Raw genomic sequence first — 22,644 nt, forward strand, 5'->3', positions numbered from 1 at the left:
GGCGCCGTCAGTCGGCGGACTCGGCGTCGCCGCTGTGACCGCTCTCGGTCGCGGGCTGGGAGGGCTTCTCGGGCTGGGCTTCGGTGATGATGGAGTCGTCGGTTTCACCGAGGATTTCGCGCGCGGCCCGGTAGCTCGCGTAGACGATGGCGAGCAGGAACACCGTGAACGGCAGGGCGAGCACGCCGGCGAAGGACTCGATGGCGCCGAAGCCGGAGAGCTGGAGGCTCATGATGCCGAAGACGGCGAGGAGGACGCCCCACCACGCGCGGATGCGGGCGTTCGGGTTCTCGTCGCCGAGCGTGATCGCGGACACCATGAAGACGGCGGAGTCGAGCGAGGTGATGATGTAGCCGGCGATGACGAGCACGAAGATGACGGCGAGGAGTTCGCCGAACGGCGTGACGGAGAGCGCCGTGGAGATCGCGGCGGGGATACCCGAGGACGTGTAGGCGGCGGTGACGGGTTCGCGGTAGCCGGGCGCGAGCACCCAGCCGCCGATGAGGGAGTGCTGGATCCACGTCAGAACGGCGGGCGCGAGGACGAGCACGAGGAACATCTCGCGGATCGTCCGGCCCTTCGAGACGCGGGCGACGAAGCTCCCGACGAAGATGCTCCACGCGGCCCACCACGCCCACCAGAAGCCGGTCCACTGGCCGGCCCACGAGCTCGCGGTGCCGGGGACGGTGTAGAGCGAGAGCCGGAGCATGTTCGAGAGCCAGACGCCGGTGGCGTTCAGGCCGAGTTCGAGCATGTAGATCGTCGGCCCGACGACGACGAGGAGCGCCATCGCGACGCCGATGAGCACCATCGTCGCGCGCGCGGCGTTCCGGATGCCGGCTCGGAGGCCGAGCCAGACGTCGAAGAGGAAGACCGCGCCGATGACGGCGAACAGCAGGTAGGTGAGCGACGCGGACTCGAGGCCGAACGTCCCGCCGAGGATGGAGGAGACGGTCTGCGCGCTGAACCCGAGCGTGGTCGCGATGCCGCCGATGGAGGCGACGATCGCGGAGAGGTTCACCAGCCAGTGGAACCAGCGGTGGTCCTCGACGCTGATGAGGTTGCCGAGCATCGCGCCGACCTTGTACTCGCCGACGCCCTGCGTGTAGACGATGATGCCGAACGCGATGCCCACCGGCAGGTACCACATCGCGAGGCCGGGGAAGACCTCGTGGATGTACATGAACGCGAGGCCGATGGTGCCCGGCGTCGCCGAGATCGGCATGTTCGGCGGCGGCGAGTTCGCGATGCTGATGGGTTCGCCGACGCCCCAGATGAGGATGGAGGCGCCGAAGCCGACGGTGAACACCATCGAGAGCCACGAGAACGTGTCGAAGTCGGGGGTGGCGTCCTCGCCGCCGATGCGGAGTTTCCCGTACTTGGAGAACGTGAGGGCGGTGACGAGGATGAGGAGGAGGAAGCCGAGGAGGATGAACCACCAGCCGAACCACGTGAGTATCCAGTCGAACGCGCCGTTCATCGTCGTGCTCAACAGCGCGGGGTCGACGAGGCCGACGCCGGCGAGTCCGAGGAGGACGCCCATCGCGACGACGAACAGACCGAGTTCGGCGCGGTCGGCGTCCTCGAGGCCGAAGAGGTAGCGGAGTGAGAGTTTCATGTGTGTAGGCGAGCGTCGGTCGGTCCCGGGTCGTGCGTGGACGGCCACTCGTCGTCGCCGGCCCCGCGGACGGGCAGCCGGTGGTCGATGCGCGAACCTGCGGCCGCCGCGCTCGCGCGGCCGCTCACCGTGTCGCGATTCCGTCGAGTCATCGTAACGTAGCAGGGCTTGAACGTCGTCCCACAGTTATACCCTGTGATAGAGGCGCGAAATCGGCCACGACAGGCCTCGTGGGTGTCGTTCACACGAATCGCGGGTGAAGTGGCGAGTCCCGCCGCATCCCCGCGACCGACGCGGTGCTATGGATACGCATAACCAACCTCGTGCTTATACCCATACGTCTCCTGACAGAACAGTATGGTTTTCTCCCTCCCTCCGCTCGCGCCGCCCTCGGACCCGGCGGCGTGGTACGCCCCGGACGTCCGCGCGCAGTACGAGTCCCACCCCGGCACCGTCGTCACCGTCCGCGACGACGGCGCGGGGTTCTCGTACGACGTCCGCGAGCCCGTCCTCCCCGCCGCCGACGCCGCCGCCCGCGAGCGCGTCGAAGCCCACTTCGCCGACGCCCACCTCGAACGCCCGCTCACCCGCGAAGGCACCGTCGAGCGCGCCGCCGCCGGCCTCGACGCGAAGTACCGCCGCATCGTCGACCGACTCGCCCCGGACGCGCCCGCGAGCAGGCGCCGCCTCCGGTACTACGCCCTTCGGGACCTGCGCTGTCTCGGCGACCTCACCGCGTACGCCCTCGACGAGCGCATCGAGGTCGCCGACGCCGCCGACGACCACCTCGTCGTTCACACCACCGACTACGCGCCCGCGCGAACGCGACTCCCCGCGCGCCCCGCCCACCTCGGGCGCTTCCTCTCCGAGCGACTCGACGCCTACACCGTGCCGTTCGGCGAGTTCGACGTTCCCGTCGTCGTCTACCGCGAACACCTCCTCGGCGCCGACCCCTTCGACCTGCAGTACGCCGTCCAGGAACCGCCGCTCCTCCCCGGCGACGCCGAACTCGTCGAGGCCTGCAAGGACGCCATCTGGGAGACGAACGTCGACGACGTCGTCGACGACCGAACGCGCTTCGTCCGCGAGTACGCCGAGGGCCACCTCTCGCGCGCGCTCAGCGCCCGTCAGACCCGCGCGTGGCGCGACGCGCTCGCCTACCGCGCCCGGAGCGCGCTCGCCGCCTACGACCTCGCCGTCCCGCCCGTGAGCCGGCGCTTCAGCGCCGACCGCCTCGACGACCTCGTCTACTACGTCCTCAGGGACTTCGTTGGCGACGGCGAACTCACCGTCCCCATCCGCGACGACCGCCTCGAGGACGTCGAAGCCAACCGCGTCGGCGAGCGCGTGAAGGTCGTTCCCCGGGGCGGCGACGAGCGGGTCCCGACGAACCTCGTCTTCGAGGACGAGACGCACTTCGTCAGCCTCGTCACCCAGCTCGCCGCCCACGACGGCGTCGAGCTGAACGCCGCCAACCCCTCCGCGAAGGTGAACCTCCGCCCGCCGGAGGTGGACGCCGACGTCACCATCCGCTGTGCGGTCGCGCTCCCCGTCATCAGCGAGGGCGGCCCGCACGTCTCCATCCGAAAGCAGGCCCCCGACCCGCTCACGCCCGTCGACCTCGTGAAACAGGGCAGCATCCCCACCGAGGCCGTCGCGATGCTCTGGATGGCCTACGAGCGCCACGCCGCCGTCCTCTTCAGCGGCCCCACCGGCGCCGGGAAGACCACGCTCATGAACGCCCACCTCCCCTTCGTCCCGTTCGACGACCGCCCCATCAGCATCGACGAGGGCTCCCGCGAGGTCAGACTCCCCCACGAGACCGGCGTCTCCCTCACCACGCGCGACCACGAGAACCCCTTCAAGCGCGTGACGATGGCCGACCTCATGACCGAGACCAATTACTTGAACCCCGACGTCGAGGTCATCGCCGAGATCAACACGCCCGCGAGTTTCGAGACGTTCGGCGAGGTCCTCAACACCGGCCACGGCGTCATCGGGACGACGCACGCGGAGGACATGGAGACGCTCGTCAACCGCGTCGTCGAGCGCGGCCTCCCCGCCTACCTCCTCCGCGAAGTCGACTTAGTGGTGTTCCCCCGTCACGTCGACGGCGCGCGCTACGTCGGCGAACTCGTCGAGCTCGTTCGGGACGCCGACGCCCCCGCGGACGGCGAGATCGTGAAGGGCGAGACGACGGTCAGGTATCGCCGCCTCGTCGCGCGCACCCACGACGGCGGCTTCGACGTCCGGGACGCCGACTCCGCGTTCTTCGCGCGCCTCGCCGCCCGCACCGACCGGAGCGTCGGCGCCGTCCGGGCCGAGTACGAGCGCAAGCACCGCTACGTCCGCTACCTCGTCGAGGAGGACGTTCGGGACGCCGACGCCCTCTTCGCGTTCCTCGCCGACCTCCGGGTCGACGAGGCCGCGACCGTCGAGCGCATCCGCGGCGAGCGGAGCGCCCGCACCGACGGAGGCGCGCGGTGAGTCGGCAGTTCGATGCGCTCGACCGGGCGTGCTACGCGCTCTTCGGCCAACGTGCCGCGACGCCGCGCCACGACCGCGACCGCCAGCACTACCGCGCGACCACCGTTCGCGCCGGCTTCGACGTCTACCTCGCGCGCGTCTACGCGCTCGCCGCCCTCGTCGGCCTCCTCACCGGCGCGCTGAGCGCCGGCGCGCTCCTCGTCCTCGCCGGCCCCCTCCTCGCGTCGCTCCCCGCACCGCCGCTCGCCGTCGCACTCCCCGTCGGATTGGTGGTCGCTGTCCTCGCCGGCGATCTGACGATACGCGCGGGCGGGCGCTACCTCCAGTTGCAGGCCCGCGCGCGGCGCGCCGACATCGAGCGCACGCTCCCCGGCGCCGTGCGCTACCTCCGCGTCCTCGCCTCCGGCGGTGCCGACGAACGCACCCTCGTCCAGCGCGTCGCCGAGCGCCCCGACGCCTTCGGCGAGACCGCCGTCGAGTTCCGCGCGGTCCACTCGCGCACCGCCCTCACCGGGAGCATCGACGAGGCGCTTCGCGGCGTCGCGCGCGACACGCCCTCGCGCGACCTGCTCGCGCCCTTCCTCCTGAAGTTCCGCGAGCACGCCCAGCAGGGCCCGGACGCCGTCGAGAGCTACCTCGAGCTCGAAGCGCGCATGCTCGCGAACCGCCAGTCGCGCGCCGACCGCGAGGCCGCCGGCGTCCTCGAACTCCTCGCCGAGCTCTTCGTCGTCCTCCTCGTCGTGCCCGTCCTCCTCGTCATCGTCGTCACCGTCCTCGGCGTCCTCGCGCCGTCGCTCGGCCGCACCGTCCCCACCGTCGTCGGCCCCGTGACGCTGCGCACGCTCGTCGTCTACGGCTGTGCGGCGTGCGCCGTCGTCGTCGGCGCGGGCGCCGCGACGCTCGTCGACTCACTGCGCCCCGCCGGCTACGGCCTCGACTGGTACGCCCGGAGCGCCGACCTCCCCGGGATGGTCCGGGGCGCGCTCGACAACCCCGCGGACGCCATCGTCGCCCTCCCCGTCATCGGCGTCCTCGTCGGCGTCGGCCTCTGGCTCGCCGGCGTCGACGCCGTCAGCAGCGCGCTCCTCGGCTACGCCGCCGGGGCCGTCCCCGTCGGCCTCGTCGCCGTCCGGCGCGCCCGCCGCGACGACGCGAAGGACCGCGAGATAAAGGACTTCGTCCACGGCGTCGCCGGCTACGTCGGCCTCGGGAACCCGCTCCCGCGCGCCGTCGACGCCGTCGCCCGCGACGGCCACCTCGGCCCCCTCAAAGCCGACGTCGCCGACCTCTCGTTCAACCTCGGCCTCACCGCCTACGGCGACGAGGTCCGGCGCGAGGCGCTCGCGCGCTTCACCAGCAAGGTGGGGACGCCGCTCGCCGACCAGTCCATCGGCCTCGTCACCGGCGCGCTCGACACCGGGAGCGACGCCGAGACCGCCTTCGAGGCGCTCCAGACCGAGATCGGCCGCCTCTACGACGAGCGCAAGGGCCTGCGCTCGCAGCTCCAGATCTACGTCGCGGTCGGCTGGACGACCGCGCTCCTCGTCGTCGGCATCGTCGTCGTCGTGAACGCCTACGTCCTCGGGAGCTTCGCCCAGCTCGCCGCCGTCCACGGCGTCGGCGCGAGCCTCGCTATCGACCCGGGCGCCGTCGACCCCGAGCGCGACCGCTATCGCTTCTACGTCGTCACGCAGGCGACGATGCTCGCCTGCGGCTGGTTCGCGGGCGCCGCGAGTCGCGGGCGCTACGAGGCGCTCCTCCACTCGGGCGCGCTCGTCGCGCTCACGTACGCCGTCTTCGCGCTCACGGGGATGATGGGATGAGCCGCGGCCAATCGCACGTCGTCGGCATCGTCCTCCTGCTCGGCCTCGCGATGCTCTCGCTCACCACGATCACCGCCGGCGTCGGCGTCGTCGTCGACGATACCGCCGCCGGCGCGGACGCGACGCGCGTCGCCACCGCGCTCGACGACGCGTTCCGTCCCACCGCGCTCGCGGGCACGCGGACGGTCCCGGTTCCGTTCGCCGACGGCGACCTCCACACGGAGTCGCGCACGATCAGCGTCCTCGACGCGAACGGCACCGCCGTCTACGAGGCCCGGACGAACGCCGTCGTCTTCGATGCCGCCGGTCACGGCGTCACCAGCCTCGCGGGCGCGACGCTCGTCCGGAGCGGCGACTGGGCGCAGGTCCGGCGCGGCCTCCCCGTCACCGTCGGCGAGGACGTCCTCGTCGTCGGCGCCGTCCGCGTCCGCGGCGACGTCGCCGTCGCCGGGACCGGCGGGACGGGCGCCCGCCTCGAAACCACCGTCGCGCACGAGCGCCGCGCCCTCGGGCCGGGCGACTACCGGCTCGCCGTCGAGACCGACCACCCCGAGGCGTTCGCGTCGTACTACGCCGAGCGGAACGTCACCGTCACGACGCGCCCCGGCGGGGGCGACGCGGGCCGCGCGAGCGTCGAACTCGACTTCCCGCCGACGAGACACGCGTACGTCGTCGTCCACGACGTCGAGGTGGCGACGTGACCGACCGGGGAATGACGCCCGTCGTCGGGAAGACGCTCGAAATCGGCATCGTCCTCCTCTACGTCGCGCTCGTCACCGCCGCGCTCTACGGCGGCGTCGTCCCGAGCGCGCAGGCGGACGCCGCGAGCGTCGTCGGCGACCGAACGCTGAACGCCGCCGCGACGAGCGTCGAGGACGCCGTTCCCGGAGTCGCCGCCGACGCCGTCACCGTCCGCGCACGCGTCGCGCTCCCCGACACCATCGGCGGCCAGCCGTACGCGCTCCGCGCGGAGGACCGAACGCTCGTCCTCGACAGCCCCCTCACCGGCGTCGGCGGCCGCGCGGCGCTGAGCCTCCCCGGGCGCGTCGCCGGCGTCTCCGGCGAGTGGCACAGCGGACGCGACCTGCTCGTCGTCGTCACCGGCGGCGACGCCCTCAGCGTCGAACTCCGCGAGGTGGCGCGATGACCGGGCGCGCGCAGGCGAACCTGCTCGCGCTCTGCGTCGCCCTCCTCCTCGTCTCCGGCGCGCTCGGCGTCGCGCTCGCGTTCGCCGGCGGCGCGTTCGGGAGCGTCGACAGGAGCGCCGACGACGCCCGACTCGCGGACTCGCTCGCTGCGAGCGCCGTCGCCGCCGACGGCCCGCTGGCGATGCGCGCGAACGTCCTCGACCGCGACGCCCTCGACGACCTGGATGCGGCGTCGGTCGGGGCGTCGTTCCCGGCGGCGCGCGGCCACGCCGTCAGACTCACGCTCGACGACGCGGTGCTCGTCGACACCGGCGACGCGAGCGGCGGCGCGCGCGTCGACCGCCTCGTCCTCGTCGCCGAGCGCCAGACCCGCTCGTACGCGCCCGCGTTCGACGCGGACACGGTGCTCTCGCTCCCCCGACGCACCGACCGCCTCACCGTCGCCGTCACCCCGCCACAGGGCGTCGTCGTCGAAGCCGTCGCCGTGGACGGCCGCGTCGTCCTCAGAGAGCCCGCGACCGCCGGGGGGAACGCGACGACCGGGCTCCCCATGGGCGGGTTGGGCGGGACGTACGACGTCTCGGTGAGCCGGTATCGCGACGCGACCGTCACCGTCGCCGCGAGCGCGCCGCTCCCCGCCGGGAGCGTCGTCGTCACGTCGTATCCGGTCGTCACGCACAAGGCGACGCTGGGGGTGCGCGTCGATGCGTGACGCCGACCGCGGCCAGCTCAGCATCCCGGTCATCGAGGCGGCCATCGGCGTCGTCCTCGTGCTCGCGGTCGTCGTCGGGTTCACGCTCGGCGTCCCGCACCCGGACGGGACGGAGCGCCAACTCGACGCCTACGCGCACGACGCCGCGACCGTCCTCGCCGAGGAGCCGCCGCGCCACGGCGGCGCCACGCGACTCGAGGAGGTGAGCGCGTCCGCGGCGCGCTTCGAGCGCGAGCGCGCGGCGCTCGAGGAGCGCCTGACGCGCGTCCTGCCCGCGAACTGCATGTTCCGCGTCACGACGCCGCACGGCACCGTGGGCTATCCGCGCCCCGCCGGCGTCCCCGTCGGCGAGGCGACCGTGCCGACCGCCGGCGGCCCCGTCACGGTCGAGGTGTGGTACGTATGAGGGACCGTGGCCAGCTCGTCCTGATCGCGGCCGTCGTCGTCGCGCTCGCGTTCGTCCCGGTGCTGTTCGCCTACCTCCAGTTCGGCTACGCGGGCGACGCGTCCGCGATGACCGCGCGCGACGACACCGGCGCGGCCACCGTCGCCGCGCTCGACCGGAGCGTGGACACCGCCGCCCCCCTCCTCGCCCAGCAGTACGCGTGGGGCGCGCGGAGTCGGGCGGTCGCCGCCTACCGCGACGCGCTCGACGCGCGCATCGACGGCATCACGGACGGCACCCTCGCGGCCGGCGGTGCGGTCGTGGTCGCATACGACGCGGACGGCGCGGCGGCGTACGCCCGAGCGCACTGCCCGTCCGGCGTCGGGCGCGCCTTCGGGTCGTGCGAGGCGCACGACGGCGTCGTCGTCCAGGAGCGCGACGGCCGGACGCACATCGTCGCCGTCGCCGTCGAGGTCACCGTCGTCACCGGCGGGAGCGAGACGCACCTCAGCGTGGTCGTCGAACGCGCCGGCTAGTCAGTCGGCGCTCGCGTCCGCGACGACGGCGTGGAGACCCTTCGCGACCTCCTTGAGACCGACGTAGACGCAGCCCGCCCAGACGACGGCCGCGAGCGGGACGCCGAGCCACAGGTCGAGTTCCGAGAGGGCGGCGTCGGCCAGAAGCGTGCCGAGAGTGATGATGGCCGTTCCGAGGAGACCGTAGAAGGCTCCGACCCGGACGGCATCGGTGCGCGTCATACGCACCGTGAGACGAGCGGCGTTCATGAAGGTAGGGTACGACGCACGCGCGTTCGGCGGGAGGCGACCCGTGGCGTCGGACCGGGCGGGAACCGTCTTACGTGCCGTCGGCGTCGCCGACCGGGTCGAAGCCGAGTTCGGCGGCGCGGGCCTCGGCCTCGTCGCGGGCTTGTGCGCGGATCTCCGCGATTCGGTCGGCGTCGTCGAGGAACGCCGCGACCGCGTCCTGCCCGACGTCCGGGGAGTCGGGGGCGCGCTCGCGGGTGCGCTCGGCGAGCGCGGGGTCGCCCGCGAGCCGTTCGGCGAGCGCGTCGGGTTGGACGGCCGACGCCGCGTCGAGCGGCGGGTCGGCGTGCTCGTAGAAGCGGACGTGGAGCGGGCCGTCGAGGCCGGCGCGCACGAGCGCCGCGACCGCGTCCGCGCCGACGGCGCCGGCGGAGTGGCGAGCGCGCACCGGCACGCCGTCCTCGAAGGCGACGAGGCCGTCGCCGCCCTCGCCGAGGAGGAGCGCGTCGGCGGGGACGAGTTCCGCGTAACCCGTGAGCGCGTCGTCGAGCGCCTGCGAGAGCGCGGCTCCGGGGTCGGCGACGACTCGGGAGTACGCGAGGTCGCCACCGAGGTCCACGCCGACCGCCATCTAGATGGCCTCGGGGATGACGGCGCTGCGGAAGCGGTCGGCGAGCGCGTCGCCGTCGCCCCGGTCAACGTCGATGGTCGCGGCGGCGTCCCGGTAGGCCCGCGCGGCCGGGCTGTCGGGCGCGTACGCGAGGAGGGGTTCGCCGGCGCGGCGGGCGGCGCGCGCCGCATCGTCGTCCGGCACCGTCCCCACGACCGGCCCCTCGAAGTAGCGCTCGGCCTTCGGCGCGATGGCGTCGATGCCGTCCGCGGGGCGGACCTTGTTGAAGAGGACGCCCGCGACGCCCGTCCCGTAGGACGCCGCGTACTCCTGGACCTTGAGCGCGTCCGAGAGCGCGGGAATCGTGGGCTGGGTGACGATGATCGTGCGGTCCGCGAGGACGATGGGGAGGACGGACGCCGGCGACCCGAGCGCCGCCGGCGAGTCGAGGAGGAGGACGTCGGTGTCGGCCGCGAGTTCGGCGACGACGTCGCGCAGGCGCGTCGGGTCGGCGTCGCGGAAGCCCGCGAGGTCCGTCCCGCAGGGGACGACGGTGAGCCCGAAGCGCTCGTAGCGGGCGTCCGCGACGGCGGCGTCGCTGTCGGTGAGCAGGAGGTCGTGGAGCGTCACCGGGGCGTCCTCGAGGCCGGCGTGAAAAAGCAGGTTCGCCATCCCCGTGTCCGCGTCCACGACGGTCACGTCGTACTCCTCGGCGAGTGCGAGGCCGAGCGCGAGCGTGCTCGTCGTCTTCCCGGTGCCGCCCTTGCCGCTCGCGACGGCGAACGCTTCGACCATTTGACGTACATCGGCGAGCAGAGCGTATAAGCACGCTGGTGCGTTCGAGAGCGCGACGCTCGCAGACGGGGCCTTACGCGTCGAGTCCGTCCTCGCGAAGCAGCGCCGCGAGGTCGTCGTCGTCGAGGTCGTCGAGGTCGGCAAAGCGCGTGTCGACGGCGTCACGTGACCCCGCCTCGCCCCGGCGGCACGCCTCGTAGAACTCGGTGACGGCGTGGCGATAGGAGACGAGACGGCGGGCGTGGTCGACGGCGGCGGCGACGCCGGCCGCGTCCGAGGCCACGGCGTCGTATCGCTCGCGCTCGGACTCCGAGGGTGCGTCGGTGAATGCGACGACGGCGAGCGGCCCGTGGGAGCGCTCGCGGGCGGCCGCGACGAGCGCCCGCGCATCCGAAACGGCGCCCGGATCGACCAGGAGAGCGCCGCCTTCGGGGATGGTTTCGGGGAGGTCGTCGACGGAGTCGACGGGTACGCGCTCCTCGGTGAGCGCGGCGGCGACCGACGGATCCGGACCGGCAACCAGTATCACGGCTTCGGAGGATTTCGGCGCGTCGTGGATAATACTTTGGAAACGAGAGGTGAAATTACCGTCACACGCGGGTACAACGCGTTCTACGGCGTCGGGGTGCGGTGTGCCACACGATGCGGCCGAGCGAGGGCCAGAGAGTGTTTTGAAATGAACTAGTGCGTGTAATTAAGCCCAAAGTGGACGAATATTGTCGTGTCGGCCGCGCACTCGGGCGTGGCCGACGGCAGACAACATGTCGAGTGAAACGAAACAGCTCCCCGCGCAAGTCGGGGACACCAGCACGCAGCACAGTTCGGTCCGCAACGCGCTCTTCGCGTACGCCAAGCGAGCGCGTGACGGACTCGTGTACAGTTCCGCCTACCTCGTCGTCGTCGCGATAGTGATGGCGACCACGGTCACCTACGGCCTCTCGCTCTCGGCGTCGCCCGCGATCGCCGTCATCGGACTCGTCGTCTTCGCCGTCTACGTCGGCGACCGCATCGCGGACGTCGAGAGTGACGAGGCGTCGAACCCCGAACGGAGCGCGTTCGTCCGCCGCTACCGTCGCGTCCTCTCGATCCTCTCGGCCGGCGCGTACGGTGTCGCGGTCGCCCTCTCGGTCCTCGGCGGCCCCGACGCGCTCGCGCTCACGCTCCTCCCCGGCGCCTTCTGGATACTCTACGCCTCCGACTGGCTCCCGTCGACCCGCCTCTCGGTCGGCCGACTGAAGAACGTCCTCCTCGTCAACTCCGCCCTCGTCGCCGCCGGGTGGGTGCTCGCCGTCGTCGGCCTCCCGCTCGCGTTCGCCGACGCGGCGCTCACTCCGGCCGTCGCCGTCGTCGCCACCTACATCTTCCTCGACGTCTTCGTCAACACCGAGATCCCGAACGTCCGCGACGCCGCGGGCGACGCCGCCATCGGCGTCGACACCCTCCCCGTCGTGCTCGGCGTCACACGGACGCGCCGCGTCCTCTACGGCCTCGACGCCGTCCTCGGTGCCGTCCTCGTCGTCGCCGCCGTCCAGGGCGTCGTCCCGGCCGCGTTCGCCGGCGCCGTCCTCGTCGGCGTCGCCTACGCGTTCGGCCTCGCCACCGCCGTCGGCCGGAGCGACCACCACGAACTCCTCGCCGTCGCCGGCGAAGTCGAGCAGGTCGTCGTCGTCCTCGTCCTCGCGGGACTCGTCGCCGTCGGCGTCTGAATCGGCCGACGACGCGCGGAAGGCATATTTCACGTCCGGCCGATGACCAGTCACTATCTAATTGTTTTCTCGATTTTTGCGGTTGGTTTATGTCTATCCAGGGTGTCTGAGAGGGTAGCGGTGACACCCGAGACTGTACTGACGGGGCTGTTGTTCGTCTCCATCGGCGTCGGGTTCGCGGCCGCGATCCTCGCGTGGCGCGAGCGGCCCGAGCCCGGGGCGACACCGCTCGTCGCCCTCCTCGCCGCACAGAGCTGGTGGGCCGTGTGTATCGTCTTCCGACTCCGCGCGCCGACCGTCCCCGCCAAACTCCTCTGGGCCGACCTCGCGTGGCTCGGCGTCGTCAGCATCCCGCTCGCGTGGCTCCTCTTCGCCCTCGAATACACCGGCCGCGACACCTACGTCTCCCGTGGCACGTTCGCCGGCCTCGCCATCGTTCCCGTCGCCACCGTCGTGCTCGCGTTCACGACACCGTACCACGACCTCCTCACCGTACACGTGGACACCGTCGCGGGGAGCGGCGTCCTCCAAGTCGAACACGGCGGCCCGTGGTACGCCGTCGTCGCCGGCTACACCTACCTCCTCGGCCTCGCGGGCGCGGTCGCCATCCTCGACCTCGTCTCGAGCGACTCCCTCCCCTTTCGCGGGCAGGCCGCCGCGCTCCTCGTCGGCGTCTCCGTCCCGTGGGCGACGAACGCCCTCTACCTCGTCGAGGCCCTCCCCACCGCCGGCATCGACCCGACGCCGATCGCGTTCTCCGTCTCCGGCGTCGCGTACCTCGGCGCACTCACCCAGTTCAGCCTCCTCCACACCAACCCTGCGCCGCGTAAACGCGCGCGACAGATAATCTTCGACGGGATGCAGGAAGGCGCCGTCGTCCTCGATACCAACGACTACGTCGTCGACGCCAACGACTACATCGCCGACGCGCTCGGCACCCCGCGATGCGACCTCCTCGGCCGCCCCGGGAGGACCGTCATCCCCGAGTACGAACGCCTCCCCGCCGAGGGCACCCTCGACGGCTACCTCACGATCGAGACCGACACCGGCACCCGGCCGTTCGACGTCGGCGTGACGCCCGTCGAGAACGGACGCGGCGACACCATCGGCCGCGTCGTCACTCTCCACGACATCGGACGCTACCTCCGACAGCAACAGCGCCTCGAAGTGCTGAACCGCGTGCTCCGACACAACATCCGCACCGAGACGAACGTCATACACGGCTACGCCGAGGAGTTCGGCGACGAGCGCGCCGCCGACATCATCAAAGAACGCGCGCTCCGCATCGACGCCATCGGGCAGAAGGGCCGGGACGCCGTCGAGCTCTTCCAAGACGCCCGAAACGGCGAACGCGCGAGACGCCTCGACGACCTCCTCGACACCTGCATCGCGGCCATCTACGAAGCCAACCCCGCGATCAGCATCGAACGGGAGTACGACGCCGCCGACGTCGACGCCGCCGTCTCCGACCTCCTCGAACCCGTCCTCGAGAACCTCCTCGAAAACGCCGTCCGACACGGTACCCACGACAGCCCGACCGTCCGCGTCGGCGTCGAACGCGACGAGACCCGCGTCCACGTCACCATCACCGACGACGGCCCCGGCATCAACGACACCGAACTCGCCGTCCTCGAGGACGGAACCGAGAGCGCGCTCCGACACGGGAGCGGCCTCGGCCTCTGGATCGTCAAGTGGGGCACCGAGATGATGGGCGGCGACGTCAGCTTCGCCGAGAGCGACCCGCACGGAACCGCCGTCACCGTCTCCGTCCCAATTCTCGCGACCGACGACGCGTGAGTGACGCGAGCGCGAAAGAGCGTGGAGGGAACCCGACTCGGCGTGTCCGGCGGTTCCACTCTGCCACGAATCGACGGGAGAAGTAGTCCGCCCTCCCCGATTTGAACGGGGGGCAAGCCGATCTACAGTCGGCTGCTCTACCAGTCTGAGCTAAGGGCGGGCGCATCAAACAGTAGGCCGTGGATCGAATTTAAGACTTCTCATTCGACACCGGTGGCGCCACCTAGTTTGATATATCCGGGGGCGGTACTGTGTGCCACCTCATGCCGAAGATAACGTTCCGGGCGGACGCCGAGCTCGTCGAGCGCGTCGAGGACCTCGACGCCTCGAAGAGCGAGGTGATGCGGCGTGCGCTCCGGGCGTACCTCGACGGGGGCGAGGGCGGCGACGCGGCGGCGACGCGTAAGACGGAGCGCGGGGCGATCGACGCGCTGGTGGAGGCGCGGATCAACGAGCGCCTCGACGCGCGTCTCGACGAGCGGCGGGCGAGCGACGCTGGCGGACGCGGCGACGACGTGACGGTGAACGTGAACGTGAACGAGGCGCGCACGAATCGGGACGGCGAACGCGGTGGCGGAATGGAGGCGGACACGACGACGGAGGCGGCACCGGACGCGCCGTCGGACGCGCCGATGTGCTCGCAGTGCGGGGAGTCGCTCGACGACGGGCACGCGTTCTGCCCGAACTGCGGGGAGCGTGCGGCACGGCATCCGACCTGTGAGTGCGGCGCGGAGCTTCGCTCGGACTGGGCGTTCTGTCCGGACTGCGGGCGTCGGACGGTTTCGGCTGATGTATTCGACCGGTAAGACGAGCGTTTACACAGCCATTAACTATTTATGCAGGTCCGTTGTCGTTGTGGGTACGTAAGACGGGCGTCTTACATTGAATCGGCGTGATGCGGTGCGGTACGCCCGGTTCGAGACGAACGTAAGACAGAGAACGGGGATGACCCCGCCGTCTTGCAGGGGAATACAATAATGGAGCGTGTGACACTCCGGATTCCGAAGCAGCAGATCGAGGAGGTCGAGCAGATGGTCGAACTCGGGAAGTACCCGAACCGATCCGAGGCCATCCGCTCCGCCGTCCGCGAGATGCTGGACGAACAGACCGACTCACAGTCGAACGAAAACCGCAGCTGGGCGAAGGTGTAACATGCAAGACATCGTCAATCAAGCCCTCGAGAACGCGGAGGCCGAACAGCGAGACCTGAGCGACGTCGACAACGAGGGTGACGAGTTCGGCGACCCGCGAATCGTCATCGTCGGCTGCGGCGGCGCCGGCAACAACACGATCAACCGGCTGTACAACATCGGCGTGGAGGGCGCGGACACCGTCGCCATCAACACCGACAAACAGCACCTGCAGATGATCGAGGCCGACACGAAGATCCTCGTCGGGAAGTCCCTGACGAACGGCCTCGGCGCCGGTGGCGACCCCTCGATGGGCGAGCGCGCCACCGAGATGGCCCAGGGCACGATCAAGGAGGTCCTCGGCGACGCCGACCTCGTCTTCGTGACCGCGGGCATGGGCGGCGGGACGGGGACGGGTGCGGCGCCCGTCGTCTCGAAGATCGCCAAGGAGCAGGGCGCCATCGTCGTCGGGATGGTCTCGACGCCGTTCAACGTCGAGCGCGCCCGCACCGTGAAGGCCGAGGAGGGTCTGGAGAAACTCCGCGAGGAAGCGGACTCCATCATCGTCCTCGACAACAACCGTCTCCTCGATTACGTCCCGAACCTCCCGATCGGGAAGGCGTTCTCCGTGATGGACCAGATCATCGCGGAGACCGTGAAGGGCATCTCGGAGACGATCACCCAGCCCTCGCTCATCAACCTCGACTACGCCGACATGACCGCGATCATGAACCAGGGCGGCGTCGCGGTGATGCTCGTGGGCGAGACGCAGGACAAGAACAAGACGGACGAAGTGGTGAAGGACGCGATGAACCACCCGCTCCTCGACGTCGACTACCGAGGCGCCTCGGGTGGCCTCGTCCACATTACTGGTGGACCGGACCTCACGCTCAAAGAGGCCGAGGGCATCGCGGACAACATCACCGAGCGCCTCGACGCCTCCGCGAACGTCATCTGGGGCGCGCGGATTCAGGAGAACTACAAGGGCAAGGTCCGCGTCATGGCGATCATGACCGGCGTCCAGTCCGCGCAGGTCCTCGGCCCGAGCACGCAGAAGCAGGCCGATAAGTCCCGCGCGGAGCTCCGCGAGGTCGAGGCGGACGGCGCTTCCTCCACGTCCGAGTGGGAGGGCGCGCACAGCGACGGCGGGCAGGACGAGATCGAGCAGAACAACGGACTCGACGTCATCCGCTAAGCGATTCTTCTTTCCGAACGCGTGACCGGGAGCCCCCTCCCGTCACGGCTTCACCGTCCCGACGCCACAGTCGTGTAGCGTCGCGTCAGACGTGTAAGACGCGTTAGTCGGCGGCGTGGACGGCGTCGACGAGATAGCACTTCCGACAGACGTCCCGCGTGGTGGGCGCGCCACATTCCTCGCACTCGTTCAGGTCGGCCTCGCTCCCGGCGGAGCGATAGCGGTCGGCGGCCATCGCCGCCATCTCCTCGTAGCCCGCCATGATGCTGTGTCGGGTGCCGGGGTGGGCGTCCTCGAGCGAGAGGAGGAGGTCCTGTATCTCGCCGCGAAAGGCCTCGCTCGAGTGCGGGCACTCGGCCATGTGGACGGGGAGGTCGCGCAGTTGGGCGTAGAGCGCGACTTCCTTCTCGGGGATGTCCCGAAGCGGCTTCGCGCGCGGGACCATCCCGCCCTGCTCGTTGCGCTCGTCGAACGGCCCGAGGGAGGCGTCGAAGTGCTTGCCCATCTGCTCGACGTTCCCTTCGAGGACGTTCATGAGCGCGGTCTCGGCCTCGTCGTCGAGGTTGTGGCCGGTGAGGAGTTTGTCGGCCTCGTACCCCTGCGCGTACGTCGCGAGGAGGTCGCGCCGGAAGACGCCGCAGTACGCGCACGCGGCCATCTCCTCGGGGTCGGAGTCGACGACGTCGTCCATCTCGACGTCGAACTCCTCGCTGTAGGAGACGACTTCGTGGCCGATGTCGAGGTCGGCGACGAGCTCCTCGCAGGCGTCCACGCTCTTGTCGCGGTAGCCCGCGATGCCCTCGTGGATGGTGAGCGCGACGAGTTCGACGCGGGGGTCCTCGGCGAACGTCTCGTGGAGGATCTGCGTGAGCACCACGGAGTCCTTCCCGCCCGAGAGGCCGACGAGCCACGTCTGCGGGTCGTCGGGCGTCGCGGAACTCGGGAGGAGGTCGTCCTCGCGGATCCGTCGGCGCACGCGGCGCTCGACGGACTCCCGGAAGTGGCGCTCGCAGAGATGCGTCCCCGAGTACGCCGCGTGCATGACCGCCTCGCGGTCGCACTTCGTACACTCCATCGCGTGCGTCTTACGCGCGGAGGCGTTTGACCTGTTCGGTCGCCGGACCCGCGATGCCTAGCTTCTTGACGCGCGCTACCGTCACACGAGCCATGACGCAGACGACGCGATTCGGAGCGGATCGGACGCGGCGCGGTGCGCCGCGAACCCCCGGGCGGGCCGCACACCCGGAGGCGGGTCGCTGATGGGGCGACTGCGCGCGGACTTCTCGGACGACGTCGTGGTCGTGACGGGCGGCGCCTCGGGCATCGGGCGCGCGGTGGCGCTCCGCTTCGGTGAGGCGGACGCGACGGTGATCGTCGCGGACCTCGCTGAGGAACCGAAGGACGCGGACGTGCCGACCCACGAGGTGATCGAGGAATCGGGCGGCGACGCGGTGTTTGTGGAGACGGACGTCACCGAGCGCGCACAGGTGGAGTCCGTCGTCGAGGCCGCCCGCGAGTTCGGCGGCGTGGACGTCATGGTGAACAACGCTGGCTTCCCGGTCGGCGGCTCCATCCTCGAATTGGACGACGAGGACTTCGCGCACACCATCGACGTGAACGTGAAGGGCGTCTTCCTCGGGACGCAGGTCGCCGCCCGCGACATGGTGGAGCGCGAGGACCCGGGCGTGATCCTCAACACGGCCTCGATCAGCTCGACCCTCGCGCAGTACGATCAGGTCGGATACGACGCCACGAAGGGCGCGGTGCGGATGCTGACGCGCGGGTCGGCGCTCGACCTCGCGGAGCACGGCGTCCGGGTAAACGCCGTCGCGCCCGGCCAGATCGCGACCGAGTTCTTCGAGGGGTGGACGGAGATGGCGCTCGAGCAGGCCGAGGAGGACGAGTTCATCAAGCCCGTGCCGCTCGGGCGCGCGGGCATCCCGGACGACCTGCCGGGGGCCTACCTCTACCTCGCGAGCGAGGACGCGTCCTACGTGACCGGGGAGTTCGTCCACGTCGACGGCGGGTGGCAGGTCTTCTGAGGGACACGGCGCGTCCAGTCGGGCGCGTCGGGCCACGCGGCGGTCGCCGTAATCGACACGTTTTCCCGTCTGACTAACCAATTAGTCAGCAATGGGAGACGACGGGGCGCGCACGGAGACGCAGACCGCCATCATGGAGGCGACCTATCGGGCGCTCTGCGAGCACGGCTACGCCGACCTGACGATGCAGGCCATCGCCGACGAGTTCGAGAAGTCGAAGTCGCTCATCCACTACCACTACGACACGAAGGAGGAGCTACTCGTCGCGTTCCTCGACTACCTCCTCGCGGAGTTCCTCGAGAACGTCGAGGCGACGAACGACGGGACCCCGCGCGAGCGACTCGACACGCTCGTCGACGCGCTCCTCTCCGGGCCCGACGAGGCCGGCGACTTCCAGGTCGCGATGCTCGAGTTGCGCTCGCAGGCCCCCTACGTCGAGAGCTACCGGGAGGCGTTCGCCGCGAACGACGACCACCTCGCCGAACTGCTCGCCGACACCGTCCGCGACGGCGTCGAGGCGGGCGTGTTCCGCGACGTCGATCCGGACGCGGTCGCCGAGACCATCCTCGTGCTGATCGACGGCGCGCGCACCCGGAGCGTCCTCTTCGGCGACGACGACCCCGTCGCACACACCCGGCGCGCCATCGACGGCTACCTCCGCAGTCACGTCCTCGTCGACGACCAGTAGGCGTTTAGGCGCTCGCCGCCCTTCTGCGGACATGGACCGCGACGCCGCGCTCGACCGCGTGGAGCGGATTCTCGACGCCATCACGGAGGAACGCCTCCCCGTTCCCGTCCGGGAGTGCTGGGTCTACGGCGACGTCGCACTCGGGAAGGACCCCCTCACGCGCCTCGACGTCTACGTCACGAAGGACCTCCTCCTCGGGGGTGACCCCGCGCCGGACCTCGACGCGGAGCTCGGCGTCGAGGGGATCGGCCGCACCGTCGACGCCGAGTGGGCGCGCGAGCACCCCGAGCGGGTGCGCGTGAACGACAGCGGCCACGTCGCCCCCGAGAAATGCCTCGCCGCCCACCTCCTCCCCGAGGACGAACCCGTCCACTTGGAGGTGTGTAACGCGGGCTTCGAGCGCAACGTCACCCAGCGTGCGGAGGGCGCGCGGGCCCGCGAGAGCTACGAGCAGGTGATCGACCCGCGCGGCGTCTGCCTCTACGCGGAGGGCCAGCGCAGCGACGACGCGCTCGCGAAACTCCGCGACGGCGCGCTCGCCTTCCCGACGCTCGAGGAGGCCCTCGGCATGCTCGGGTTCGACGAGGCGGCCGCCGCGGACGCGGCGGAGGCGATGCGCGCCTACGAGGCCGCACAGGAGGGCGCGACGGTGCGCGGCGACGTCGTCTAGTCGCCCGTCTCGTCCGACGCGACGCGGCCGACGACGACGTAGAAGGGGACGACAGCGCGGCGCTCGTACGTTCGCTCGCCCATCTGCCCGACGACGGTCCGGCCCATCGAGCGCCACTCGTTCTTCAGCTCGTCGACGGCCGTCGCGCTGAGGCCGCCCCGTCTGAGCGTGGGGGTCTGCTCGACGATCCGGGTGCCCGCCGCCTTCGCCTTCGCGGCGGCGAGCGCCGCCTCGTCGTACGGCGGCGCGACGGTGCGCTCGTGTTCGTAGCGGCGGCTCTCGACGCCGGTGAGGTCGGCGTCCGCGAAGAGGTCGGCGGCGCCCGACCCGAGCGTCACGTCCGTCTCGACGCCCGCGATGTAGGTGTCGCGTGCACGCTTCGCGAGCGGGGCTTCCGCCGCCACGCTCGACTCGACGACGACCTCCGAGTTGTCGGGTTCGACGCACGCGACGAGGTCCGCGGAGACGCGCGCGAACTCCTCGACGGCCGCGAGCGGGTCCGGGAGGTTGATGAGGAGCGCCTGACAGACCACGAGGTCGAAGGCGTCGTCCGCGAAGGGGAGGCGCGTCGCGTCGCCGAGCGCGCGCGCGTCGGCCTCGGCTTCCGCGAGCAGGGCCCGATCGGCGTCCATCGCGACGACCTCGGCGTCCGACTCCTCGCGGAGGACGCGCGTGAGTTCGCCGGTGCCACAGCCGACGTCGAGGATCCGGGAGCGCGAATCGAGGGCGAGGGGCGCGAGCGCCGAGCGGTCCTCCCACATCCCCCGGCGGGTGTCCCGCAGGTAGTCGGACGAGAAGCGTCTCACTACGCGGGCGTAGGAGCGGGAGGGAGGAAACGCTGACGACCGACGCGGCAGGGTTCGCGGCGCGCGTCGCGCTACTCGGCGTTCGTCGTTTCGCGGCCCCTCCCGCTGGTCGTCGCCACGCAGCTCGCGGGTCGTTCCTCCCCGCTCGCTGGAACGTCGGCCCGCGCGGTACTCGGCCCGACGGAGGCTCGCGGGTCGTTCCTCCCCGCTCGCGTCAACGTGACGGCTCCCTACTGGTCGCCGTCACGGAGCTCCCGAACGTGCTCGATGTTCCACTCGTAGGAGCGCCCGTCCTCGGTCGGCGTCTCGAGCGCGAGCGGGACGTCCGCGAGGGCGTCGTGGTTCAGGAACGCCTCGAAGCCGCGGTCCCCGATGTGGCCGTCCCCGATGTGCGCGTGCTCGTCCTTGTTCGTGCCACATTCGTGCTTCGAGTCGTTCAGGTGGACGTACGCGAGGTGCTCGAGGCCGACGACGTCGTCGAGTTCGGCGAGCGTCTCCTCGACGCCCTCGGGAGTGGAGAGGTCGTAGCCGGCGGCGAACGCGTGCGCGGTGTCGAGGCAGACGTCGAGGTCGGTGTCGGCGAGTTCGAGGACGGTCGCGAGGTGCTCGAAGTCGCCGCCGAGTTTCGTGCCGCTCCCCGCATCGCTCTCGATGAGGACGGTGACGTCGTCGGGGACGTCGAGGCTGTCGATGACGGACGCCGCGTTCTCGAGGCCCTGCTCGACGCCCGCGCCGGTGTGAGCGCCGAGGTGGACGTTCACGTACGGAATCCCGAGTTTGTGCGCGGCGTCGACCTCCTCCTGCATCGCCGTGCGGGACTTCTCGCGCAGGTCCTCCTTGGGCGTGCAGAGGTTCACGAGGTAGGAGGTGTGGATGACCCACGGCCCGACGTCTTCCGACTCGCTCTCCGCGCGGAAGGCCTCGGCCTCCCCGTCGTCGACGTTCGGCGACTGCCAGACCTGTGGGGAGTGCGTGAAGATCTGCCCGCAGTTCCCGCCGACGTCGAGTTGGCGTTCGACGGCGTTGTCGATGCCGCCCGCGATGGAGACGTGCGCGCCCACGTTGAGAGTCATGGCCGTCGAGAGGGCGCGGGACGCAAAAGGGACTTCGGAGTTCCGCCGGGTGGGCAAGAGGCTTATCCGAGTGTCGCGTGAGCTACGTCTATGGGTGACCCGCTCTCGGTCGGTGCGCGCGCGCCGGACGTGAGCGCCCCGCTCGTCTACCCGGACGGCCGCGTCGCGGACGTCGCGCTCTCGTCGCTCGTCGAGGAGCGACCCGTGTTGCTCGCGTTCTACACGAACGACTTCAGCCCGGACTGCATGGAGGAGTGGTGTTCGTTCCGGGACTACGGCTGGTTCGCGAACGACGAGCGCGTGCAGGTGATCGGCGTCTCGAAATCCCGCGCGGCGACTCACCGGCGCTTCATCGACTACCTCGACCTCGACTTCCCGCTCTACTCGGACCGCGACTTCGCGCTCACGGAGGCGTTCGGCGTCGACTACCGCGTTCTCAGGCTCCTGCGGCGCCCGAAGCGCTCGGTGTTCCTGCTGGACTCGGAGCTGACGGTGCGCTATCGGTGGGTGGGCGAGCATCCGGTGGACGCGACGCGTGCACAGCCGCCGATAGCGGCGGTCCGCGACGCCATCGAGGACGCCTTCGGCCCCGCCGATTCGGAGTCGTTCGGCTTCGACGTCTGAGTCCGCCGAAAAGCTTTTTGCGTTTTAGGCACACCTAAATCGTGTGTCGGGACCGGACGCACGTCGTCGTGCCCCCTGCACCAGCGGTCCCGGACACGGGCAGCACCGAGAGAGAATCGTCCCATAGCCACTATTCGACGGTTGTGTTCAGCGGGTCGGCGCTCGGGGGTGAGGGCCTCGACGCCGGTCTCGTCTCAGTAGAGTTCCCCGCCGAGCGGCACGTCCGCGTCGGGGCCGACGAGCATCGGGTTCCCGTCGGCGTCGGGCACGCCGAGCGTGAGCGCCTCCGACTCGAAGCCCGCGATGTTCACCGTGCCGAGGTCGACCGCACAGAGCACCTGCCGGCCGACGACGTCCGCGGGGTCGTGGTTGTAGCCCAACTGGGCGGCCGACTGGCGCGTCTCGTCGCCGAAGTCGATTTCGAGCTTGAACAGCTCGGGCTTGCGCGCTTCCTCGAAGCGTTCGGCGCTCCGGATTTCGCCGACGCGAACCGTCGTCTCGAGCGGACCGGACATACCCGGACGTGGCTCGCGCGGAGCGCTTGAAGCTTCGCGTTTCGGACGGCGACCGT

General features: G+C 70.8%; 25 protein-coding genes and 1 tRNA gene. 16 read left to right on the forward strand and 10 right to left on the reverse strand.

Features of this window, described 5'->3' with window-relative positions:
• Positions 1-7: 7 nt before the first annotated feature.
• Complete coding sequence (locus tag IEY12_RS07970) at positions 8-1,618, reverse strand: BCCT family transporter (RefSeq protein WP_188882153.1); 1,611 nt, start codon at positions 1,616-1,618, stop codon at positions 8-10.
• Positions 1,619-1,975: 357 nt separating this feature from the next.
• Here IEY12_RS07970 and IEY12_RS07975 point away from each other — a divergent pair, with 357 nt between their 5' ends.
• Genes IEY12_RS07975 through IEY12_RS08005 form a run of 7 tightly spaced genes read left to right on the forward strand, consistent with a single transcriptional unit; the run spans position 1,976 to position 8,709 of the window.
• A complete protein-coding gene (locus IEY12_RS07975; protein ID WP_188882159.1) occupies positions 1,976-4,105 on the forward strand; it encodes a type II/IV secretion system ATPase subunit in 2,130 nt (709 codons plus the stop codon).
• Positions 4,102-5,928 carry a type II secretion system F family protein gene (locus tag IEY12_RS07980; protein WP_188882180.1) on the forward strand — a complete coding sequence of 609 codons (1,827 nt, stop codon included), beginning with the start codon at positions 4,102-4,104 and terminating at the stop codon, positions 5,926-5,928. Before IEY12_RS07975 ends, IEY12_RS07980 begins: the two co-directional genes overlap by 4 nt.
• Complete coding sequence (locus IEY12_RS07985) at positions 5,925-6,629, forward strand: DUF7289 family protein (RefSeq protein WP_188882182.1); 705 nt, start codon at positions 5,925-5,927, stop codon at positions 6,627-6,629. The genes IEY12_RS07980 and IEY12_RS07985 overlap by 4 nt, the downstream gene beginning before the upstream one ends.
• Positions 6,626-7,075 (forward strand): DUF7266 family protein, encoded by a 450-nt coding sequence (locus tag IEY12_RS07990; protein ID WP_188882184.1) that lies wholly within the window; start codon positions 6,626-6,628, stop codon positions 7,073-7,075. The genes IEY12_RS07985 and IEY12_RS07990 overlap by 4 nt, the downstream gene beginning before the upstream one ends.
• Positions 7,072-7,788 carry a DUF7263 family protein gene (locus tag IEY12_RS07995; RefSeq protein ID WP_188882187.1) on the forward strand — a complete coding sequence of 239 codons (717 nt, stop codon included), beginning with the start codon at positions 7,072-7,074 and terminating at the stop codon, positions 7,786-7,788. The genes IEY12_RS07990 and IEY12_RS07995 overlap by 4 nt, the downstream gene beginning before the upstream one ends.
• Positions 7,781-8,194, forward strand: a complete 414-nt coding sequence (locus IEY12_RS08000; RefSeq protein WP_188882189.1) for a DUF7262 family protein — start codon at positions 7,781-7,783, stop codon at positions 8,192-8,194. Before IEY12_RS07995 ends, IEY12_RS08000 begins: the two co-directional genes overlap by 8 nt.
• Positions 8,191-8,709 (forward strand): DUF7261 family protein, encoded by a 519-nt coding sequence (locus tag IEY12_RS08005; protein ID WP_188882191.1) that lies wholly within the window; start codon positions 8,191-8,193, stop codon positions 8,707-8,709. The genes IEY12_RS08000 and IEY12_RS08005 overlap by 4 nt, the downstream gene beginning before the upstream one ends.
• Here IEY12_RS08005 and IEY12_RS08010 read toward each other — a convergent pair whose 3' ends face one another.
• From IEY12_RS08010 to IEY12_RS08025, 4 genes are all read right to left on the reverse strand, one after another.
• Positions 8,710-8,931, reverse strand: coding sequence for a hypothetical protein (locus IEY12_RS08010; RefSeq protein WP_188882193.1), 222 nt, complete (start codon positions 8,929-8,931; stop codon positions 8,710-8,712). It abuts the gene before it with no gap.
• A gap of 97 nt (positions 8,932-9,028) precedes the next feature.
• Positions 9,029-9,568 (reverse strand): DUF8054 family protein, encoded by a 540-nt coding sequence (locus IEY12_RS08015; RefSeq protein WP_188882195.1) that lies wholly within the window; start codon positions 9,566-9,568, stop codon positions 9,029-9,031.
• The gene (locus IEY12_RS08020; protein WP_188882199.1) at positions 9,569-10,342 is read right to left on the reverse strand and encodes a nucleotide-binding protein; all 774 of its coding nucleotides are present in this window, start codon (positions 10,340-10,342) and stop codon (positions 9,569-9,571) included. It abuts the gene before it with no gap.
• Between the two features lie 73 nt (positions 10,343-10,415).
• A complete protein-coding gene (locus IEY12_RS08025) occupies positions 10,416-10,871 on the reverse strand; it encodes a hypothetical protein (protein ID WP_188882201.1) in 456 nt (151 codons plus the stop codon).
• Between the two features lie 232 nt (positions 10,872-11,103).
• Between IEY12_RS08025 and IEY12_RS08030 the strand changes: the two genes are divergently transcribed.
• Complete coding sequence (locus IEY12_RS08030; protein WP_188882203.1) at positions 11,104-12,048, forward strand: UbiA family prenyltransferase; 945 nt, start codon at positions 11,104-11,106, stop codon at positions 12,046-12,048.
• A gap of 120 nt (positions 12,049-12,168) precedes the next feature.
• The gene (locus IEY12_RS08035) at positions 12,169-13,845 is read left to right on the forward strand and encodes a histidine kinase N-terminal 7TM domain-containing protein (RefSeq protein WP_229871054.1); all 1,677 of its coding nucleotides are present in this window, start codon (positions 12,169-12,171) and stop codon (positions 13,843-13,845) included.
• Positions 13,846-13,931: 86 nt separating this feature from the next.
• Here IEY12_RS08035 and IEY12_RS08040 read toward each other — a convergent pair.
• Positions 13,932-14,005 (reverse strand) — tRNA-Tyr (locus IEY12_RS08040).
• 103 nt (positions 14,006-14,108) lie between these two features.
• Here IEY12_RS08040 and IEY12_RS08045 point away from each other — a divergent pair.
• The 3 genes from IEY12_RS08045 (at position 14,109) to ftsZ (ending at position 16,170) form a co-directional block, all read left to right on the forward strand.
• Positions 14,109-14,651: a zinc-ribbon domain-containing protein gene (locus IEY12_RS08045; protein ID WP_188882209.1), complete on the forward strand. Its 543-nt coding sequence runs from the start codon at positions 14,109-14,111 to the stop codon at positions 14,649-14,651.
• A gap of 171 nt (positions 14,652-14,822) precedes the next feature.
• Positions 14,823-14,996, forward strand: a complete 174-nt coding sequence (locus IEY12_RS08050; protein WP_123074235.1) for a ribbon-helix-helix domain-containing protein — start codon at positions 14,823-14,825, stop codon at positions 14,994-14,996.
• A 1-nt stretch (position 14,997) separates the two neighbouring features.
• Entirely contained in the window at positions 14,998-16,170 is a 1,173-nt protein-coding gene (gene ftsZ / locus IEY12_RS08055) for a cell division protein FtsZ (protein ID WP_123074236.1), read from the forward strand.
• A 103-nt stretch (positions 16,171-16,273) separates the two neighbouring features.
• On the opposite strand, the gene ncsA is transcribed toward ftsZ, so the two are convergent.
• On the reverse strand, positions 16,274-17,245 hold the full coding sequence (ncsA, locus tag IEY12_RS08060) for a tRNA 2-thiolation protein NcsA (protein WP_188882211.1): 972 nt from the start codon (positions 17,243-17,245) through the stop codon (positions 16,274-16,276).
• 184 nt (positions 17,246-17,429) lie between these two features.
• Here ncsA and IEY12_RS08065 point away from each other — a divergent pair, with 184 nt between their 5' ends.
• The 3 genes from IEY12_RS08065 (at position 17,430) to IEY12_RS08075 (ending at position 19,570) form a co-directional block, all read left to right on the forward strand.
• Positions 17,430-18,212 (forward strand): SDR family NAD(P)-dependent oxidoreductase, encoded by a 783-nt coding sequence (locus IEY12_RS08065; RefSeq protein ID WP_188882213.1) that lies wholly within the window; start codon positions 17,430-17,432, stop codon positions 18,210-18,212.
• 91 nt (positions 18,213-18,303) lie between these two features.
• On the forward strand, positions 18,304-18,900 hold the full coding sequence (locus tag IEY12_RS08070) for a TetR/AcrR family transcriptional regulator (RefSeq protein ID WP_188882215.1): 597 nt from the start codon (positions 18,304-18,306) through the stop codon (positions 18,898-18,900).
• A 31-nt stretch (positions 18,901-18,931) separates the two neighbouring features.
• On the forward strand, positions 18,932-19,570 hold the full coding sequence (locus tag IEY12_RS08075) for a DUF7095 family protein (protein WP_188882217.1): 639 nt from the start codon (positions 18,932-18,934) through the stop codon (positions 19,568-19,570).
• Here IEY12_RS08075 and IEY12_RS08080 read toward each other — a convergent pair.
• On the reverse strand, positions 19,567-20,376 hold the full coding sequence (locus tag IEY12_RS08080; protein ID WP_188882219.1) for a class I SAM-dependent methyltransferase: 810 nt from the start codon (positions 20,374-20,376) through the stop codon (positions 19,567-19,569). The two genes, IEY12_RS08075 and IEY12_RS08080, sit on opposite strands and share 4 nt — an antisense overlap.
• Before the next feature lie 230 nt (positions 20,377-20,606).
• The gene (locus IEY12_RS08085; RefSeq protein WP_188882226.1) at positions 20,607-21,449 is read right to left on the reverse strand and encodes a deoxyribonuclease IV; all 843 of its coding nucleotides are present in this window, start codon (positions 21,447-21,449) and stop codon (positions 20,607-20,609) included.
• A 90-nt stretch (positions 21,450-21,539) separates the two neighbouring features.
• Between IEY12_RS08085 and IEY12_RS08090 the strand changes: the two genes are divergently transcribed.
• The gene (locus IEY12_RS08090) at positions 21,540-22,073 is read left to right on the forward strand and encodes a redoxin domain-containing protein (RefSeq protein ID WP_188882227.1); all 534 of its coding nucleotides are present in this window, start codon (positions 21,540-21,542) and stop codon (positions 22,071-22,073) included.
• 194 nt (positions 22,074-22,267) lie between these two features.
• Here the strand turns inward: IEY12_RS08090 and IEY12_RS08095 are convergent, their stop codons facing one another.
• Positions 22,268-22,588: a tRNA-binding protein gene (locus IEY12_RS08095; RefSeq protein WP_188882229.1), complete on the reverse strand. Its 321-nt coding sequence runs from the start codon at positions 22,586-22,588 to the stop codon at positions 22,268-22,270.
• Positions 22,589-22,644: the final 56 nt, after the last annotated feature.

The organism is Halarchaeum grantii, from assembly GCF_014647455.2.
Lineage (GTDB): Archaea > Halobacteriota > Halobacteria > Halobacteriales > Halobacteriaceae > Halarchaeum > Halarchaeum grantii.

Coding starts and splice junctions, on each gene's coding strand:
- IEY12_RS07970 (WP_188882153.1), bottom strand. CDS start 1,618: ATGAAACTCTCACTCCGCTACCTCTTCGGCCTCGAGGACGCCGACCGC.
- IEY12_RS07975 (WP_188882159.1), top strand. CDS start 1,976: ATGGTTTTCTCCCTCCCTCCGCTCGCGCCGCCCTCGGACCCGGCGGCG.
- IEY12_RS07985 (WP_188882182.1), top strand. CDS start 5,925: ATGAGCCGCGGCCAATCGCACGTCGTCGGCATCGTCCTCCTGCTCGGC.
- IEY12_RS07995 (WP_188882187.1), top strand. CDS start 7,072: ATGACCGGGCGCGCGCAGGCGAACCTGCTCGCGCTCTGCGTCGCCCTC.
- IEY12_RS08000 (WP_188882189.1), top strand. CDS start 7,781: ATGCGTGACGCCGACCGCGGCCAGCTCAGCATCCCGGTCATCGAGGCG.
- IEY12_RS08005 (WP_188882191.1), top strand. CDS start 8,191: ATGAGGGACCGTGGCCAGCTCGTCCTGATCGCGGCCGTCGTCGTCGCG.
- IEY12_RS08010 (WP_188882193.1), bottom strand. CDS start 8,931: ATGACGCGCACCGATGCCGTCCGGGTCGGAGCCTTCTACGGTCTCCTC.
- IEY12_RS08015 (WP_188882195.1), bottom strand. CDS start 9,568: ATGGCGGTCGGCGTGGACCTCGGTGGCGACCTCGCGTACTCCCGAGTC.
- IEY12_RS08020 (WP_188882199.1), bottom strand. CDS start 10,342: ATGGTCGAAGCGTTCGCCGTCGCGAGCGGCAAGGGCGGCACCGGGAAG.
- IEY12_RS08030 (WP_188882203.1), top strand. CDS start 11,104: ATGTCGAGTGAAACGAAACAGCTCCCCGCGCAAGTCGGGGACACCAGC.
- IEY12_RS08045 (WP_188882209.1), top strand. CDS start 14,109: ATGCCGAAGATAACGTTCCGGGCGGACGCCGAGCTCGTCGAGCGCGTC.
- IEY12_RS08050 (WP_123074235.1), top strand. CDS start 14,823: ATGGAGCGTGTGACACTCCGGATTCCGAAGCAGCAGATCGAGGAGGTC.
- ftsZ (WP_123074236.1), top strand. CDS start 14,998: ATGCAAGACATCGTCAATCAAGCCCTCGAGAACGCGGAGGCCGAACAG.
- ncsA (WP_188882211.1), bottom strand. CDS start 17,245: ATGGAGTGTACGAAGTGCGACCGCGAGGCGGTCATGCACGCGGCGTAC.
- IEY12_RS08065 (WP_188882213.1), top strand. CDS start 17,430: ATGGGGCGACTGCGCGCGGACTTCTCGGACGACGTCGTGGTCGTGACG.
- IEY12_RS08070 (WP_188882215.1), top strand. CDS start 18,304: ATGGGAGACGACGGGGCGCGCACGGAGACGCAGACCGCCATCATGGAG.
- IEY12_RS08075 (WP_188882217.1), top strand. CDS start 18,932: ATGGACCGCGACGCCGCGCTCGACCGCGTGGAGCGGATTCTCGACGCC.
- IEY12_RS08085 (WP_188882226.1), bottom strand. CDS start 21,449: ATGACTCTCAACGTGGGCGCGCACGTCTCCATCGCGGGCGGCATCGAC.
- IEY12_RS08090 (WP_188882227.1), top strand. CDS start 21,540: ATGGGTGACCCGCTCTCGGTCGGTGCGCGCGCGCCGGACGTGAGCGCC.
- IEY12_RS08095 (WP_188882229.1), bottom strand. CDS start 22,588: ATGTCCGGTCCGCTCGAGACGACGGTTCGCGTCGGCGAAATCCGGAGC.